Genomic DNA, 14,911 nt, shown 5'->3' on the forward strand with positions numbered 1-14,911 from the left:
GGGATGAGGCGAGGCATATTTGCGACACTCCCGTCATTGCCGTCCCGAATTCTCGGGAGACACTGTGCGTTCAAAAAAACGCGCGCGCGGCCGTTGGGGTGGGGACGGGCAGCCGCGCGCGCTGAGCCGGAGGAGTCGGGGGGGCTCCTCCTTCAGCCGGCATCAGTGAGCAAGGGGCTGACGCCGGTTGAATGCAAACAGGATCAGGCTGAGGGCGAGCAGGATCAGGCCTGCGATCATCTTCAGCTCGGCAGGGGTTGCGGTCTTCGGCAGCCGCACCGTGTCGGACTGGGCCGCGGGCGTCGGCCGCCGCGCCGTGGACTGACGGCCTGCGTCGGCATGACGCTCCCGGAGTTGCGTCGGCACCGTCTGCGGATGCTCGCCGAACACTTTTTCAAAGTCCCAGCCCGCGGGCAGGTTGATCGGCAGCTCGCTGAGCTTCAGCGGCTCGCCTTCCGGGCGGCTCGGCGTCCTGTCGACGGCGACGAGGCTGGTGAGGCGGGTGACGAGCTGATGCTCCAGCGCCAGCGCCAAAATGATCTTGTCGGCGTCCTCGGGGCTCGTCTCGCGCATGGTGCGCGCCACCTCGGCGTCGCCGATCTTGCGTCGCGCCCAGAGCTTTGACAGGCCCTTGCCTTCGGCGGCGTTCTGCAGCGGCAGGGTGACGGACCACGGACGGTCACCGATGCGGCCCTTGATCTCGATCGCGCCGTCGAGCCTGTCGAGCCTTGCGGCGAGCACCAGCGGCTCGTCGCGATAGACGTCGGGAACGATCGCCGGGGTGACGTCGGCGCTGGCGTCCGTAAACCTGACGCCGAGGCCGGTGACGGCCGGATTCTCCAGCTTGGCGAACAGGCCCCGCATGCGATCCTCGACCTGTTCGACCGAGCCGATATGGGTGAAGGCGCCGCGGCCGAGCTCGGCGGCGCGCGTCATCAGATAGGTGTTGGGCGCAGAGCCGATGCCGACCATGAAGATGCGCGAGCGGCCGTGCAGCGCCGTGATGGTCTCGAACAATTGCTGCTCGTTGCCGATCGCGCCGTCGGTCAGGAAGACGACCTGGCGGACCATGCCGGTCTCGCCGAGCTTGTCGGTCAGCGCGGCCCGCATCGCCGGCACCATCTCGGTGCCGCCGCGCGCCTGCAGGTCGCCCACGAAGGAGGTGGCGCGCGCGAGGTGCTCGGCGTCGGCCGGCACCGAGGTCGCAAACAGCACGTCCATGGTGTCGTCGAAGCGGATGACGTTGAAGCGGTCGGTCGGCTGCAGGCGGCCGAGCGCGTACAAGAGGCTCGCCTTGGCCTGCACGATGGAGGTGCCGCCCATCGAACCGGAATTGTCGATCACGAACACCACCTCGCGCGGAAGCGGTCTTTCGGCGGTTCGCTCGAGTGCCGGCGGCGTGACGAAGGCGAGCAGATAGTCGGAATCTCCGACGTGTTCGCGGAACAGGCCGACCGACGGCGCCTTCTCCGCGGCAGGCTTCCAGGTCAGCTCGAAGTCGCGGTCGGCCGGAACGGCGCCGTCGGCGAGCGTCACGACGCGGCTGGTCGCATCGCGATCGTCGATCTTGACGGCGTGGTGATGGCTCCTGACCTCGCCGAGCGCAAAGCCGGCCTGCAGGCGCACGGTGATGCTGGTCGGATTGATCGGCGGATGCTTTGCCGGATGGAGCACCGGCGGCGAGATGCGCTTGCGGTCCGGCACCGGATCGGTCGTGGTCGAGCCCCAGCCGGAGCCGTCGGGCCGGAAGTCGACGCCCTGCACCACCGGCGCCGGATTGTAGCGCGGCCCAACCACCAGCGGCACCCGCAGCGAATACTCGTTGCCGGACTGGTGCACCGGCTCCTGATACTCGATCTGCACCAGCACGGTTTCGCCGGGGCCGACATTGGCGACCGAGTTGGTGAAGATGTTCGACCGCTCCTGCTCGGTCAGGGCCGCCTTCTGGCCGGCGCGGCGCGCTTGCTCGTAGATCGCGCGCGCCTGCCGCCGCTCCTTGATGTCGCCGACGATGATGCGATCGCCGACCACCATCTTCAGGGTATCGACGGCGCTGTTTGCGGCGAGCGGATAGACGTAGGTCGCTTCGACCCAGTCTTTGGTGGGGTTGCGGAACACCTGGGTGACGCGGGCGCGCAGCGTCGGGCCGGAGACGGTGATGTCGACGTCGATGCCGAGCCGCGTCGCCTCGCTGGTGATGCCGTCGTCCTTCAGCAGCAGCGTGCCGGAGCGGGCGTCGCCGGGCTGCAGCAGGCTCGCCTGCTCCGATGTCGCCGACCAGCCGGGCTCGAAGCTGACCAGCAGGGCGACGAAGGCGACCAGGATCACGGCAATGCCCTGGATCAGGAGAAACAGCCCAAGCCGGATCAGTCGCCCCAGCATGGGGTGCTCGTGGCTTTCGATCTCGTCGAAGGTGCCGTCGTCATAGCTGCTCATGGTGCCTGCTCCCGAGTGATGTCTGCTGGCTCGCAGCTTCGTCCGGGGCGGGGCTGTTTCGCGAGCAGAATGATCGGCAATGTCTTGCCGCCGTCCGTCCCTGTGCATGGCCGCAAAGACGGCCCCGTGCGGTTTTGTGCTGATTTGTACGTCTGCTAGGATGCCGGCATTGGAGCAGGGGCACCGATGCATACGCCGGACAAGCAGCTCTCGGACGAGCAAAGCCGCGAAATTGCCGAGACGATTCGCGAGGAGCTCGCCAAACGCCGCATCTCCCGGCAGGCGCTTGCCGAGCAAGCCAGGCTCAGCCTGTCGACGCTGGAAAAGGTGCTCGGCGGCCGCCGCCCGTTCACGCTGGCGACCACGGTGCGGCTGGAGCAGGCGCTGGGTGTGTCCCTGCGCAGGAACGCCGTTGCGGCGGCCGTGGCGCCGTCGTCCGGCAACGACGTCGCGCCGGACAGTCTCGGCTCCTATTCGCACCGCGCGGTGACATGGCTCGAGGACGTCTACGTCACGCTGCGTCCCTCCTTCGGCGACAAGGAGGCGATCTTCGCCTACCGCACCGAGATCGTGTGGGAGCCAAAAGTCTCCTCACTCGTCTTTCGCGAGGGCGAGCGGACGGATGCGGCCTACGAGCATGCCGGCGAGGTCGCGGTCCCCCATCAGTCCGGCTTCATCTATCTCGTCATCAACAAGCACGGCCAGCACCGGGTGATCACGGTGTCGCGGCCGACCGTCACGGGCGAGATGTACGGCATCATCTCGACGCTGCGCGCCGGTCCGGGATCGCAACTGACGCCGATCGCGGCGCCGATCGCCTTCGTTCCGTTCCGGAACGTCAAGACTCCGACGCTCGGCCGGATCGCGCCCGACAACGTCAACTATGCGGTTTATCGCGATCATCTGCGACGCACGGTGGACGAGCCGTTCGCGTTGTTTCTGCCGGCCTGAACAACCCAGGACCTCAACGATCAGGCGTTGGCGGTCCTGGCAGCGGAGTTGTCGGTCTCGGAGGCGACGGAAAAGTCCTTGCGCAGGGTCGGCTTGTGGATCTTGCCGGTGGCGTTGCGCGGCAGCGCATCGACGAAGCGGACCTGGCGCGGGCACTTGAAGCGCGCGAGATTGGCGGCGCAGTGCGCCAGTACGTCTGCCTCGGTCACCCTGCCGCCGGGCTTGACCGCCACGATGGCCATGCCGACCTCGCCCCATTGCGGGTCGGGAATCCCGATCACGGCGGCTTCCGCGATCGCGTCCAGCTGGTGCAGGACATTCTCGACCTCGGCCGGATAGACGTTCTCGCCGCCCGAGATGTACATGTCCTTCCAGCGGTCGACGATGTAGTAGAAACCTTCCTCGTCCATGCGCGTGGCGTCGCCGGTGTGCAGCCAGCCGTCGGTGAAGGAGGATTTGTTGGCCTCCGGCCGGTTCCAGTAGCCGGGCGTGACGTTCGGCCCCTTGACCCAGAGTTCGCCGAGTTCGCCGACCTCGGCATCGTTGCCGTCGGGCCGCACGATCCTGACCTCGGTGTGCAGCACCGGCTTGCCGGCCGAGCCGGCCTTGCGCGCCGCGTCCTCGCGGTCGAGCACCAGCACGGCAGGCGAAGTCTCGGTCATGCCATAGCCCTGCTGCAGCGCGACGCCGCGGGCTTCCCACGCCTTCAACAGCGGCACCGGCATCGGCGCGCCGCCGACGCCGCCGATGACCAGGCGGCTGAGATCGGTCGCCGCGAAGGCCGGATGCTGCGCCATGAACTGGTAGATCGCGGGCACGCCGAAGAACACGTTGATGCCCTGCGCGGGATCGCCGATCAGCGCGAGCGCCTGGCCGGGATCGAAGGCGCGCATGATCAGCACGGTGCCACCGGCGTGCAGCGCGGGGTTGGTGTAGCAATTCAGCCCGCCGGTGTGGAACAGCGGCAGCACGGTGAGCAGCACCGTGGACGGCGAGATATAGGCCGGGCCGCCGAGATTGACGCAGTTCCAGAAGGTCATGCCATGGGTGATGGTCGCGCCCTTGGGATGGCCCGTGGTGCCCGAGGTGTACATGATGGTCGAGACGTCATCGAGCGTGACCTCCTCGAACCGGTCGAGCGGCCTCGCGGCGGCGATGCCGGATTCGTAGCTGCCGCCCGGACCGAGCAGCAGCGTCGAGGCGACGCCGCAGAGCCTCGCGACGGCAAGCGCGGTCTCGGCGAGATCATCATCGTGGATCATCACCTTCGGAGTGGAATCTCCGACGATGAACTGCAGTTCGGGGACGGTGAGGCGAACGTTGAGCGGCAGGAACACGGCGCCGAGCCGCCCGCAGGCGAACTGCACCTCGAGCGTATCCGTCGTATTCAGCGCGAGCACCGCGACGCGGTCGCCGCGCGAGACCTTCAGGCGGTCGCGCAGATGGGTGGCGAGACGGGAGATGCGCGCGTCGAATTGGGCATAGCTGAACCGGCGCCCGCTCGCGAGGTCCACGACCGCCGTCTTGCCGGGCGTGCGGAGACAGTGATGGGCGATCCAGTCGTAGTAGCGAACTGGCAAACCTTCCTCCGCCGGCGGACTGACGCCGTCTTCGCTCTTAGCGCCGTGCAACATGGCCAGGCCGGCCCGATGGGCCAGCCTGAGTCTGAAACAAAGCTTCTTTTTGGCGGTGAGTTGGGGCTTGAGCGGCAAGAGCTGTCTTGCGTTGAGTTGCTAGGTCGTGGCTTGATCGGGCGCGGCGAGAGCGGCCAGCCACTTGACGCAAGGCGGTCGCGCCGGTTCCGTCCATCTTGGCCGCCAGCAGGAATCGCAGCCAGCGAAAGCGCCAAGCGATGAAGAGTCCCTTCTATACCGCCGAGCACGATGCCTTCCGCGACGCGATGCGCCGCTTCGTCGAGAAGGAGATCGAGCCTTACGCCCATGAATGGGACGAGGCCGGCGAATTCCCGCGCACGCTGTACCGCAAGGCTGCCGAGATCGGGCTCCTGGGGCTCGGCTTCCCCGAGGAATATGGCGGCGTCGCAGCCGACCAGTTCATGAAGATCGTGGCCTCGCAGGAGTTGGCGCGGGCCGGCGCCGGCGGCGTCAGCGCCAGCCTGATGAGCCACACCATCGGCTCGCCGCCGATTGCGCGCGCGGCCCGGCCCGAGGTCAAGGCAAGGGTGCTGCCGCAAATCCTCTCGGGCGAGAAGATCTCGGCGCTGGCGATCACCGAGCCGAGCGGCGGATCCGACGTCGCCAACCTCCGCACCAGGGCGCGCCGCGACGGCGATCACTACGTCGTCTCCGGCGAAAAGACCTTCATCACCTCGGGTGTGCGCGCCGACTATCTGACGGTCGCCGTGCGCACCGGCGGCGAGGGACCCGGCGGCGTCAGCCTGCTCCTGATCGAGGGTTCGACCCCCGGCCTGTCGCGGACCAAATTGAAGAAGATGGGTTGGTGGGCGTCCGACACCGCGACGCTGCATTTCGACGAATGCCGCGTGCCGGCCGAAAACCTGATCGGCGAGGAGGGCGCCGGCTTCAAGCTCATCATGCACAACTTCAACAGTGAGCGCATGGGCATGGCGGCCGGCTGCACCGCGTTTGCGCGGGTCTGCGTCGAGGAGGCGATCGCCTACGCCAGGGAGCGCAAGACGTTCGGCAAGCCGATCGCGCAGCACCAGGTGATCCGCCACAAGATCGTCGACATGGCGCAGAAGGTGGCGGCCTCGCAGGCCATGCTGGAGATGCTGGCGTGGCGGCTGGAGCAGGGCGAAAGCCCGGTCGCCGAAATCTGCATGATGAAGAACCAGGCCACGCAAACCATGGCATTCTGCGCCTCGGAAGCGGTGCAGATTTTCGGCGGCGCCGGCTTCATGCGCGGCATCAAGGCCGAGCGCATCTACCGCGAGGTCAAGGTCAACGCCATCGGTGGCGGCACCGAGGAGATCATGAAGGATCTCGCCAGCCGCCAGATGGGGTTGTGAAAGTATTCGTCGTCATGCCCGGGACGGGCCCGGCCAGGACGTACTGAAAGTAACCGTGCTATCGGAGCCTAAGGTCAAATGTTGTTCACTGCCGACCACGACGAAATCCGCCGTAGCTTGCAAAAATTCATCGCCAACGAGATCAATCCTCACGTCGATGAGTGGGAGAAGGCCGACATCTTCCCGGCGCACGAGCTGTTCAAGAAGATGGGCAGCCTCGGCTTCCTCGGCCTCAACAAGCCGGTCGAGTTCGGCGGCAGCGGGCTCGACTATTCCTACGCGCTGATGATGGCGGAGGAGCTGGGCGCGATCAGGTGCGGCGGCGTGCCGATGGCGATCGGCGTACAGACCGACATGGCGACGCCGGCCTTGGCGCGCTTCGGCTCGGACGAGGTGCGCCGCGAGTTTTTGGCGCCGTCGGTCGCGGGCGACTACGTCGCCTGCATCGGCGTCTCCGAGCCCGGCGCGGGCTCCGACGTCGCCTCGATCAAGACCAATGCGCGCTCCGACGGCGACGACTACGTCATCAACGGCGGCAAGATGTGGATCACCAACGGCACGCAGGCCGACTGGATCTGCCTGCTCGCCAACACCGGCGATGGGCCCGTCCACCGCAACAAGTCGCTGATCTGCGTGCCGATGAAGAGCAAGGGCGTCACCGTCGCGCGCAAACTCGACAAGATGGGCATGCGCTCCTCCGACACCGCACAGATCTTCTTCGACAACGTCCGCGTGCCCAAGCGCAACCGGATCGGCGACGAGGGCAAGGGCTTCACCTACCAGATGATCCAGTTCCAGGAGGAGCGGCTGTGGGGCGCAGCCGCCTGCCTCAAGGCGCACGAATACATCATCAACGAGACCATCAGCTATACCCGCAACCGAAAGGCCTTCGGCCAGAGCATCCTCGACAACCAGGTCGTGCACTTCAAGCTCGCGGAGATGCAGACCGAGGTCGAGCTCTTGCGCGCGCTGATCTATCGCGCGGCGGAGGCGCTGGTCGCGGGCGAGGACGTGACGCGACTCGCCACCATGGCCAAGCTCAAGGCCGGCCGGCTCGGCCGCGAGCTCACCGACGCCTGCCTGCAATATTGGGGCGGCATGGGCTTCACCAACGAGACGCCGGTCAGCCGCGCCTATCGCGACAGCCGACTGACCTCGATCGGCGGCGGCGCCGACGAGGTCATGCTGATGGTCCTGTGCAAGATGATGGGCACGCTGCCGGGCAGCAAGGGAGACGCCTGATGATCACGCTCTATCACTGCGACGGCGCGCGCTCCTTCCGTCCGCTCTGGATGCTGGAGGAGATGGGGTTCGCTTACGAGCTCAAGATGCTGCCGTTCCCGCCGCGGGTATTCGCCAAGGAATATCTTGCCATCAATCCGCTGGGCACCATCCCGTTCATGGTCGATGGCGAGACCAGGATGACGGAGTCCTCCGGCATCGTTCACTACCTCGGCGCCAGGCACGGCCCGACGCCGCTGATGGTGGACCCTAGCGAGCCCGCCTATGGCGCGTTCCTGAACTGGATGTATTTCAGCGACGCGACGCTAACCTTCCCGCAGACGCTGGTGCTCCGTTACACCCAGCTCGAGCCGGAGGAGCGGCGTAATCCGCAGGTCGCCGGCGACTACGCGAAATGGTTCCTGGGCCGCCTGCGCGCCGTCGAGGCAGCGACCGCCAATGCCGAAACCCTGTGCGCCGGGCGCTTCACCGCGGCAGACATCGTGATCGGCTACGCGCTGCGGCTCGCCGGGAGCATCGGGCTCGCCAAGGATTTCGGGCCAAATGTCGCAGCCTATTGGGCGCGTCTGCAGCAGCGCGACGGTTACAAGCGGGCGGTGGCGGCGGAGCGCAAGGCGGGGGTCGAGCAGAACATCGCGCCGAGGATCAGGGCGTAAGGAAGCCTGTCATTTCGGGGCGCGCGACCGCGCGGACCCGGAAATCCCGCGCCACAAAATTTCCGGATTCCGGGTTCGGTCCCGTCGGACCGCCCGGACCGAAGAATTGTGCCCGCTTGCGGCACTATCCTTTCCGTGACAGCGGCCAAATTTCCGCTAAGGTGGCGACCGTCCGCAGCGGCCCGAAGAGCCGCGCGAGGAGGACCACGAATGGACGATTTGGGTCGCGAATCCGACCATCTGATGCTGATCACGCCGGAGCGGGTGTTTTACGCCGGCTTCCTCGGCCGTCCGCGCCAGCGGACCTCCGGCTCCTGCCATGTCTATGTCGCGGTGAAGGGCAGCCTGCATCTGACGGACGATGACGGCCAGATCTCCGACGAGCTGATCGTGACGCTGCCGAATCAGCGGCACACCATCGTCAGCGACTACCGTACGGTCATCAGCGTGACGCTTGAGCCGGAATCCATGCCGGACGGCGTGCTGGAGGCGCTCAAGGAGCGGCTGACCGGCCCGGACAAGGCGGCCCATGCGCGCAAGATTCTCGCCGCCTATGCGCTGCTGCGGCAGCGCCGCTACGGCGACATCACCAGCGCCGAGTTCGACGAGATGTGTTTTGGCGAGGCGCTGCCGCACCGCGTGCTCGACCCGCGCGTGACGCGCGCGGTGGCGCGCATCGAGCGATTCTCCGGCGAGCCGGTGACGGCGGACAGCTGCGCCGCGGAGGCAGGGCTCTCCGCCTCGCGCTTCCTGCATCTGTTCAAGGAGGAGACCGGCATCTCGTTCCGCTCCTTCCGGGCCTGGAAGCGCGCGCGGCATCTCCTGCACTTCGCCAACCAGGACCTCAACCTCGCGCATCTCGCGCAGGACATCGGCTATCCCGACTCGACCCATTTCAGCCATTCGATCCGGCGCTTCTATGGGCTGAAGCCGCGCGCGATCTTCGTCGGCTCGCGGGACCTTGCGATCTATCGCAGCAGCCAGACGGTCAGGGAGTTCGCCGAAGCGAGTTAGCCGCTGCCGTAGGTAGACGCCGCTTTCCCCTAGCGCATTGGCGCAAGAAGCCGGGCATTTCCAGCGACATGATCGCAGCGTTGAATTCTCAACCCGCGAGATCATTGACGCATGAGCGACAAGGCCGTCATCACCTGCGCGCTGAACGGCGTGCTCACCGACCCCAAGCAGCACCACGTGCCGGTCACGCCGGAGGAGATGGCGCGCGAGGCGAAGGCCGCGTTCGACGCCGGCGCTTCCATCATGCACATCCATCTGCGCCAGCAGGGGCCGAACAAGGGTCACCTGCCGTCCTGGGAGGTCGCGGTCAGCAAGGAGATCCAGCAGGCGATCCGCGAGGCCTGCCCCGGCGTCATCATCAACCACACCTCCGGCGTCTCCGGCCCGAACTACAAGGGCGCGCTCGATTGCATCCGCGAGACCAGGCCGGAGATCGCCGCCTGCAACGCCGGCTCGCTGAACTATCTGAAGGTGAAGGCCGACAACAGCTGGGCCTGGCCGCCGATGATGTTCGACAATTCGGTCGAGAAGGTGCAGGACTATCTCAACGTCATGAACGAGGTCGGTACCATCCCCGAGTTCGAGTGCTTCGACGTCGGCATCGTGCGCAGCGTCGGCATGTACTACCAGGTCGGCATGTACAAGGGGCCGCTCGAGTACAACTTCGTGATGGGAGTCGCCTCCGGCATGCCGGCCGATCCCGACCTGCTGCCGATCCTGTTGAAGCTGAAGCGGCCCGACGCGCATTGGCAGGTCACCGCGATCGGACGCGAGGAGATATGGCCGCTGCATCAGCGCTGCGCCGATCTCGGCGGCCATTTGCGATCCGGGCTCGAGGACACCTTCTATCTCGCCGACGGCACCAAGGCGACCTCGAACGGCCAGCTGGTCGCCGCGCTCGCCGCCTGCGCTCGCCGCGCGGGGCGCGAGATCGCGAGCCCGGCGGAGGCGCGCAAGATCTTTGGGACCAATCGTTAGGTATTGCCTCATCGTCATTGCGAGCGAAGCGAAGCAATCCAGGAGTGCCTTCGCGGATGAAGTCTGGATTGCTTCGTCGCTTCGCTCCTAGGAAGAAACGATTGGTTAGGTTGGTGTCAAGGGGCCTGCGCGATTGGCTGGAGTTGGACAGTGAAGCCGAGCTTTTTGAGCCGTGCAACCAGGCGACTGGCCGTGACCGCGACCGGTCGGCGATCAAAGTAATCAGCGCCGAGGTCATGATGCTCGGTGCCGTTCTTGAGGATGTGATAGATCGCCGTGAGGATCGAGGCGGCGACGGCGCAGATGGCCTTCTGCGGTCCGCGCTTGCTTTGCAGACGGAAGAACTGGGCTCGGTAATAGCTGTCTTTCTTGCGTTTGGCGGCCCAGGCGCATTGCACCAGCATGGTCTTGAGCCAGGGCGCCCCCTTGCGCAGGCGCGAGGACTTGCGCTTACCGGCGCTTTCGTTCTGGCCGGGGCACAGGCCGGTCCAAGCCACCAGATGACCCGCGGTCGGGAAGCGGCTCATGTCGGCACCGATCTCGGAGAGGATCGACGGCGCCGCCACCGCGCTAACCCCGGGTACCGTGGTCAGAAGTCCGAGCAAGATGCGAAAGGGAGTCCTGCCGCCTTCCGCCGATGCCTCCATGCGCGCGATCCGCTGATCGATCTCGATATCGAGCCTGCGGATCGTCTCGTCGAGATTGTCCCATTGCGCAAGGTGAAGCTCGAGCAGGAAGCGGTGGTGATCCGTCAGGCGCCCATGCAACGCGTCGTAAAGCTGCTTCGGCGTCGCCTTGATCTGCTTGCCGGCAAGCGCGGCCAGCTTGTTCGGCTGGTGCACGCCACCGATCATCGCCTCGATCATCCGCCGCCCGCTCGCGCCCATGATGTCGGAGATCACCGAGGAGAGCCTGATATTGGCTTCTGCCAGCGTCTTCTCGATCCGCTGCACGTGCCGCGTCTGCTCGCGCACCAACTGCTTGCGGGTCCGCGTCAGCGCGCGCAGATGCTGCACCTCTTCGCCCGGAACGAAGCTGCCCTTGATCAGCCCACAGGCCAACAGATCGGCGATCCACATCGCATCGTTCATGTCGGTCTTGCGCCCGGGAACGTTCTTGATATGCGCCGCATTGGCGACGATCAATTCGAACCCACCCTCGTCCAGGATCCGAAACACCGGCATCCAGTAGACCCCCGTCGCCTCCATCGCCACATGCGTGCACCGGTATTGTTCCAGCCATGCCCGCAGTTCCTTGAGCTCCTCCGTCGTGGTCGCAAACGTCCGACACGCCCGCGTCATCTTACCGTCGACCACGATCCGCACACAGGCCACCACCGTATCCTTGTGCACATCAAGGCCGGCCACCCGCTCATACAGAATATCCATGCTCTCTTCCTCCACAGCTCGCGCCGGCGGCATAGGCGCCTGTCAGAAAAGAATCCTAGGAAGCGTGCTCCAGGGCAGTGCTGCCCCTCCGCGCCAGTGTGGGTCATCCAGGCAACCCGGGTCCAACTCGCAACCGGGCTCTCGCGCACCAGGGAGAAACCGACCTCTTTGCCGACGGCTCCCCAAAATACCGCGATCCCTCCCGCTCGCAAAGTTTCATCCAACGCGGGTCGGCGCCTTAACGCCGGTCCAAACTCGCAATGACGGCGGAGAGAGCCTACACCCTTCGCGCCACTGCGCCGGCGTTCATGCCGCCGTCGATGACGAGTTCGGTGCCGGTGACGTAGCGCGAGGCGTCGGAGGCGAGATAGAGCACGCCGGCCGCGATCTCCGAGGCTTGGCCGGCACGGCCCAAGGGTGCCGCAATCTTCGCGCGCTCCTCGGGGTCGATCGGGGCGTTCTGACCGGCGCCGGCGGCGCCGGTCGGGATCTTGCCCCAGATCGGTGTGTCGATGATGCCGGGATGCACCGAGTTGACACGGATGCCGTCGCCGACCGCCGCGCATTCCATCGCGACCGACTTGGCGAACAGCCGCACGCCGCCCTTGGTCGCGGAATAGCCGGCCAGGCCCGCAGCACCCCGCAGGCCCGCCAGCGACGACATCATGATGATGGAGCCGCCGCCGGTCTTTCGCATCAAGGGCAGCGAATGTTTCACCGACAGGAACACGCTGTCGAGATTGACCGCGTTCTGCTTGCGCCAGTCGGCGAGCGTCATGTCGGTGATCGAGGGCACCGCGATGCCGATTCCGGCGTTGGACACCAGCACGTCGAGCCGGCCGAAGCGCTTTGCGATCTCGGCGACGATCTCCGCCCAGCGCTCCTCGCTGGTCACGTCCTGCTCCAGGAAGATTGCCTTGCCGCCGGCCTTGGCGATGCGGGCCGCGACCTCCGGGCCGCGCAGATCGTCCATGTCGGTGACGACGACGGTCGCGCCTTCCCTCGCCAGCAATTCGGCGACGGCCTCGCCGATGCCCGACGCGCCGCCGGTCACCAGCGCAACCTTGCCCTCAACCTGCCCTGCCATGCTCACTCCCGTCTTTCTCTTCTGGCGTTGTCATCTGATGACCGCCGGCCCCTGGTCGGGCACCGCGACGTCGACGACGCGAAGCTGCACGCGCTCGACGCCCTGGTAGCGATCGACCGACAGCGAGCCAGCCACATGCAGGGACTGGCCTCGGTTTGCAACCAGCGCATTGCCGAGCTTCTGGCCGATCGAGCGGAAGGCGATGCCGTTGACGATCGCGCCGTCGCCCGACTTGAAGCGCAGCCGCAAATGCGCCTGCCCGACCTCGTCGGCATAGACGAGCTGGTGGGCTGGGAGCGCCAGCACCGGCTCCGGATTGCCGCTGCCGAACGGACCGGCGCGGTTCAGGGTCGCCGCCAGCTCCGGCGTCACGGCACGGGCGCTCACCGCCCCGTCGACGAAGAGCTCGTTGACATGACGCGCTTCCGAGACATCGCGCGCGAGCGCGCTCTCCAGATAGGCGCGGAATTCGGCGAGCTTCTCCTTGCGGAGCGTGACGCCGGCGGCCATGGCGTGGCCGCCGCCCTTGAGCAGAATGCCCTCAGTGACCGCCTGCCGCACCGCCTTGCCGAGGTCGACGCCGGGAATCGAGCGGCCCGAGCCGGTGCCGATGCCGCCGGGCTCGAGCGCAATGGCAAAGGCCGGGCGCGAAAACTTCTCCTTCAGCCTGGAGGCGACGAGCCCGACCACGCCGGGGTGCCAGCCTTCGGATGCCGTGACGATGACGTTGAGCTTGTCCTCGAACCCGATCGAGGCCAGCGCCTCGGCTTCGGCCTGCGCCTCGGCCGCCTGCTCGATGACGCGGCGCTCGCTGTTGAGACGATCGAGCTCGGCGGCGATGCGCGCAGCCTCCGTGCTGTCGCCCTCCAGCAGGAGCCGCACGCCGAGATCGGCGCGGCCGATGCGCCCGCCGGCATTGATGCGCGGTCCCAGCATGAAGCCGAGATGCCAGGCCTCGGGCGGACCGTTCAGTCGCGCCACGTCCATCAGCGCGGTGTGGCCGACATGATCGCGCCTTCGCATCGCGATCAGCCCCTTGGCGACGAAGGCGCGGTTAAGCCCGATCAGCGGCGCGACGTCGGCGACCGTGCCGAGCGCGACGTGATGCAGCATGCCCAGGAGATCGGGCTCCGGCAGCTCGCCGATCCAGAAGCCGCGCCGGCGCAATTCGCGATTCACGGCAACGAGCGTCACCAGCACGAGGCCGACGGCGGCGAGATGGCCGAGGCCGGAGAGATCGTCGAGCCGGTTCGGGTTGACGAGCGCATCGACCTCCGGCAGCTCGGCGCCACATTGGTGATGGTCGATCACCACGACCGACATGCCGAGCCGCCGCGCCTCCGCCAGCGGCTCGATGCTGGTGGTGCCGCAATCCACCGTCACCAGCAGCGTGGCGCCCTTGGCCGCCAGCATGCGCACCGCTTCGGTGTTCGGGCCGTAGCCCTCGAACAGCCGGTCGGGGATGTGGATCAGGGGATCGAGGCCGCAATGGCGCAGATGCCAGGCGAGCAGCGCCGCCGAGGTGGCGCCATCGACGTCGTAGTCGCCGAAAATCGCGACCTTCTCGCCCCGCTGCGCCGCATCCGCGATGCGCCTGGCGGCGGCCTCCATCTGCGTCACCGTGAACGGATCCGGCATCAGCTTGCGGATGGTGGGGTCGAGGAAGTCGGCGACCGCATCGATCTCGACGCCGCGGCCGGCCAAAACCCGCGCGAGCAGCTCCGGCAATTGATGGCGCTGCACGATGGCGAGCGCCTTGGCTGCGCCACGTGCGTCCAGCCGGTCGCGCCAGAGCTTGTCCGTCAGCGAACGCGAGACGCCGAGGAACGCGGACGGCACTTCGACGGGCAAGGCTGTGGCGGGCAGTGTCATGAGCGGGGCTTGGTTCAAGTCTTGCGGGCAAAAGGTCGAACGCGGCGCGCGGTCGCAGCAGCGGTCGGGATTCCGCCGGGAATCCCCTGCCGATTGCAACGCCACGGCCGAACAAAGCAGTGGATAGCCGGATTCCCATGCAGTTCCGACCACTATCTGAGCTCCAAGACCTGCGGAACAACCCCATGCCCGGTGACTGGACGCCCTCGTATGCCGAATTTCGCTTTTTACGAAATTACAATTGACGCGTCGGGCCGATCAGGGGTAACGTGTGTTCTTATGGTCGCGGGCAGTTTGG

At 66.6% G+C, this 14,911-nt stretch carries 11 protein-coding genes; 6 read left to right on the forward strand and 5 right to left on the reverse strand.

Going from position 1 to position 14,911, the window contains the following annotated elements; genetic code table 11:
* Positions 1 to 162: 162 nt before the first annotated feature.
* The gene (locus tag KGM94_RS16180) at positions 163 to 2,436 is read right to left on the reverse strand and encodes a marine proteobacterial sortase target protein (RefSeq protein WP_300261074.1); all 2,274 of its coding nucleotides are present in this window, start codon (positions 2,434 to 2,436) and stop codon (positions 163 to 165) included.
* 186 nt (positions 2,437 to 2,622) lie between these two features.
* Between KGM94_RS16180 and KGM94_RS16185 the strand changes: the two genes are divergently transcribed.
* Positions 2,623 to 3,387 (forward strand): helix-turn-helix transcriptional regulator, encoded by a 765-nt coding sequence (locus KGM94_RS16185; RefSeq protein WP_300261076.1) that lies wholly within the window; start codon positions 2,623 to 2,625, stop codon positions 3,385 to 3,387.
* A 20-nt stretch (positions 3,388 to 3,407) separates the two neighbouring features.
* On the opposite strand, the gene KGM94_RS16190 is transcribed toward KGM94_RS16185, so the two are convergent.
* Positions 3,408 to 4,967 (reverse strand): long-chain fatty acid--CoA ligase, encoded by a 1,560-nt coding sequence (locus KGM94_RS16190; RefSeq protein ID WP_300261078.1) that lies wholly within the window; start codon positions 4,965 to 4,967, stop codon positions 3,408 to 3,410.
* 272 nt (positions 4,968 to 5,239) lie between these two features.
* Here KGM94_RS16190 and KGM94_RS16195 point away from each other — a divergent pair, with 272 nt between their 5' ends.
* The 5 genes from KGM94_RS16195 (at position 5,240) to KGM94_RS16215 (ending at position 10,266) form a co-directional block, all read left to right on the forward strand.
* Positions 5,240 to 6,376: an acyl-CoA dehydrogenase family protein gene (locus tag KGM94_RS16195; RefSeq protein ID WP_300261080.1), complete on the forward strand. Its 1,137-nt coding sequence runs from the start codon at positions 5,240 to 5,242 to the stop codon at positions 6,374 to 6,376.
* Positions 6,377 to 6,454: 78 nt separating this feature from the next.
* Entirely contained in the window at positions 6,455 to 7,618 is a 1,164-nt protein-coding gene (locus KGM94_RS16200) for an acyl-CoA dehydrogenase family protein (RefSeq protein WP_300261083.1), read from the forward strand.
* Positions 7,618 to 8,274 carry a glutathione S-transferase family protein gene (locus KGM94_RS16205; protein WP_300261086.1) on the forward strand — a complete coding sequence of 219 codons (657 nt, stop codon included), beginning with the start codon at positions 7,618 to 7,620 and terminating at the stop codon, positions 8,272 to 8,274. Before KGM94_RS16200 ends, KGM94_RS16205 begins: the two co-directional genes overlap by 1 nt.
* Positions 8,275 to 8,484: 210 nt before the next feature.
* Positions 8,485 to 9,288, forward strand: coding sequence for an AraC family transcriptional regulator (locus KGM94_RS16210; protein WP_300261091.1), 804 nt, complete (start codon positions 8,485 to 8,487; stop codon positions 9,286 to 9,288).
* A gap of 111 nt (positions 9,289 to 9,399) precedes the next feature.
* Complete coding sequence (locus tag KGM94_RS16215; RefSeq protein ID WP_300261095.1) at positions 9,400 to 10,266, forward strand: 3-keto-5-aminohexanoate cleavage protein; 867 nt, start codon at positions 9,400 to 9,402, stop codon at positions 10,264 to 10,266.
* Positions 10,267 to 10,382: 116 nt separating this feature from the next.
* Here KGM94_RS16215 and KGM94_RS16220 read toward each other — a convergent pair whose 3' ends face one another.
* The 3 genes from KGM94_RS16220 to recJ all read right to left on the reverse strand — a co-directional run bounded on the left by KGM94_RS16220 (position 10,383) and on the right by recJ (position 14,613).
* Entirely contained in the window at positions 10,383 to 11,654 is a 1,272-nt protein-coding gene (locus KGM94_RS16220; protein ID WP_300261099.1) for an IS110 family transposase, read from the reverse strand.
* Positions 11,655 to 11,931: 277 nt separating this feature from the next.
* Positions 11,932 to 12,741, reverse strand: a complete 810-nt coding sequence (locus KGM94_RS16225) for a glucose 1-dehydrogenase (RefSeq protein WP_300261102.1) — start codon at positions 12,739 to 12,741, stop codon at positions 11,932 to 11,934.
* Positions 12,742 to 12,771: 30 nt separating this feature from the next.
* Positions 12,772 to 14,613, reverse strand: a complete 1,842-nt coding sequence (gene recJ / locus KGM94_RS16230; RefSeq protein ID WP_300261105.1) for a single-stranded-DNA-specific exonuclease RecJ — start codon at positions 14,611 to 14,613, stop codon at positions 12,772 to 12,774.
* Positions 14,614 to 14,911: the final 298 nt, after the last annotated feature.

Origin of the sequence: Bradyrhizobium sp. (assembly GCF_028868675.1) — a bacterium.
GTDB lineage: Bacteria > Pseudomonadota > Alphaproteobacteria > Rhizobiales > Xanthobacteraceae > Bradyrhizobium.

Coding starts and splice junctions, on each gene's coding strand:
- KGM94_RS16180 (WP_300261074.1), bottom strand. CDS start 2,436: ATGAGCAGCTATGACGACGGCACCTTCGACGAGATCGAAAGCCACGAG.
- KGM94_RS16185 (WP_300261076.1), top strand. CDS start 2,623: ATGCATACGCCGGACAAGCAGCTCTCGGACGAGCAAAGCCGCGAAATT.
- KGM94_RS16195 (WP_300261080.1), top strand. CDS start 5,240: ATGAAGAGTCCCTTCTATACCGCCGAGCACGATGCCTTCCGCGACGCG.
- KGM94_RS16200 (WP_300261083.1), top strand. CDS start 6,455: ATGTTGTTCACTGCCGACCACGACGAAATCCGCCGTAGCTTGCAAAAA.
- KGM94_RS16205 (WP_300261086.1), top strand. CDS start 7,618: ATGATCACGCTCTATCACTGCGACGGCGCGCGCTCCTTCCGTCCGCTC.
- KGM94_RS16210 (WP_300261091.1), top strand. CDS start 8,485: ATGGACGATTTGGGTCGCGAATCCGACCATCTGATGCTGATCACGCCG.
- KGM94_RS16215 (WP_300261095.1), top strand. CDS start 9,400: ATGAGCGACAAGGCCGTCATCACCTGCGCGCTGAACGGCGTGCTCACC.
- KGM94_RS16220 (WP_300261099.1), bottom strand. CDS start 11,654: ATGGATATTCTGTATGAGCGGGTGGCCGGCCTTGATGTGCACAAGGAT.
- KGM94_RS16225 (WP_300261102.1), bottom strand. CDS start 12,741: ATGGCAGGGCAGGTTGAGGGCAAGGTTGCGCTGGTGACCGGCGGCGCG.
- recJ (WP_300261105.1), bottom strand. CDS start 14,613: ATGACACTGCCCGCCACAGCCTTGCCCGTCGAAGTGCCGTCCGCGTTC.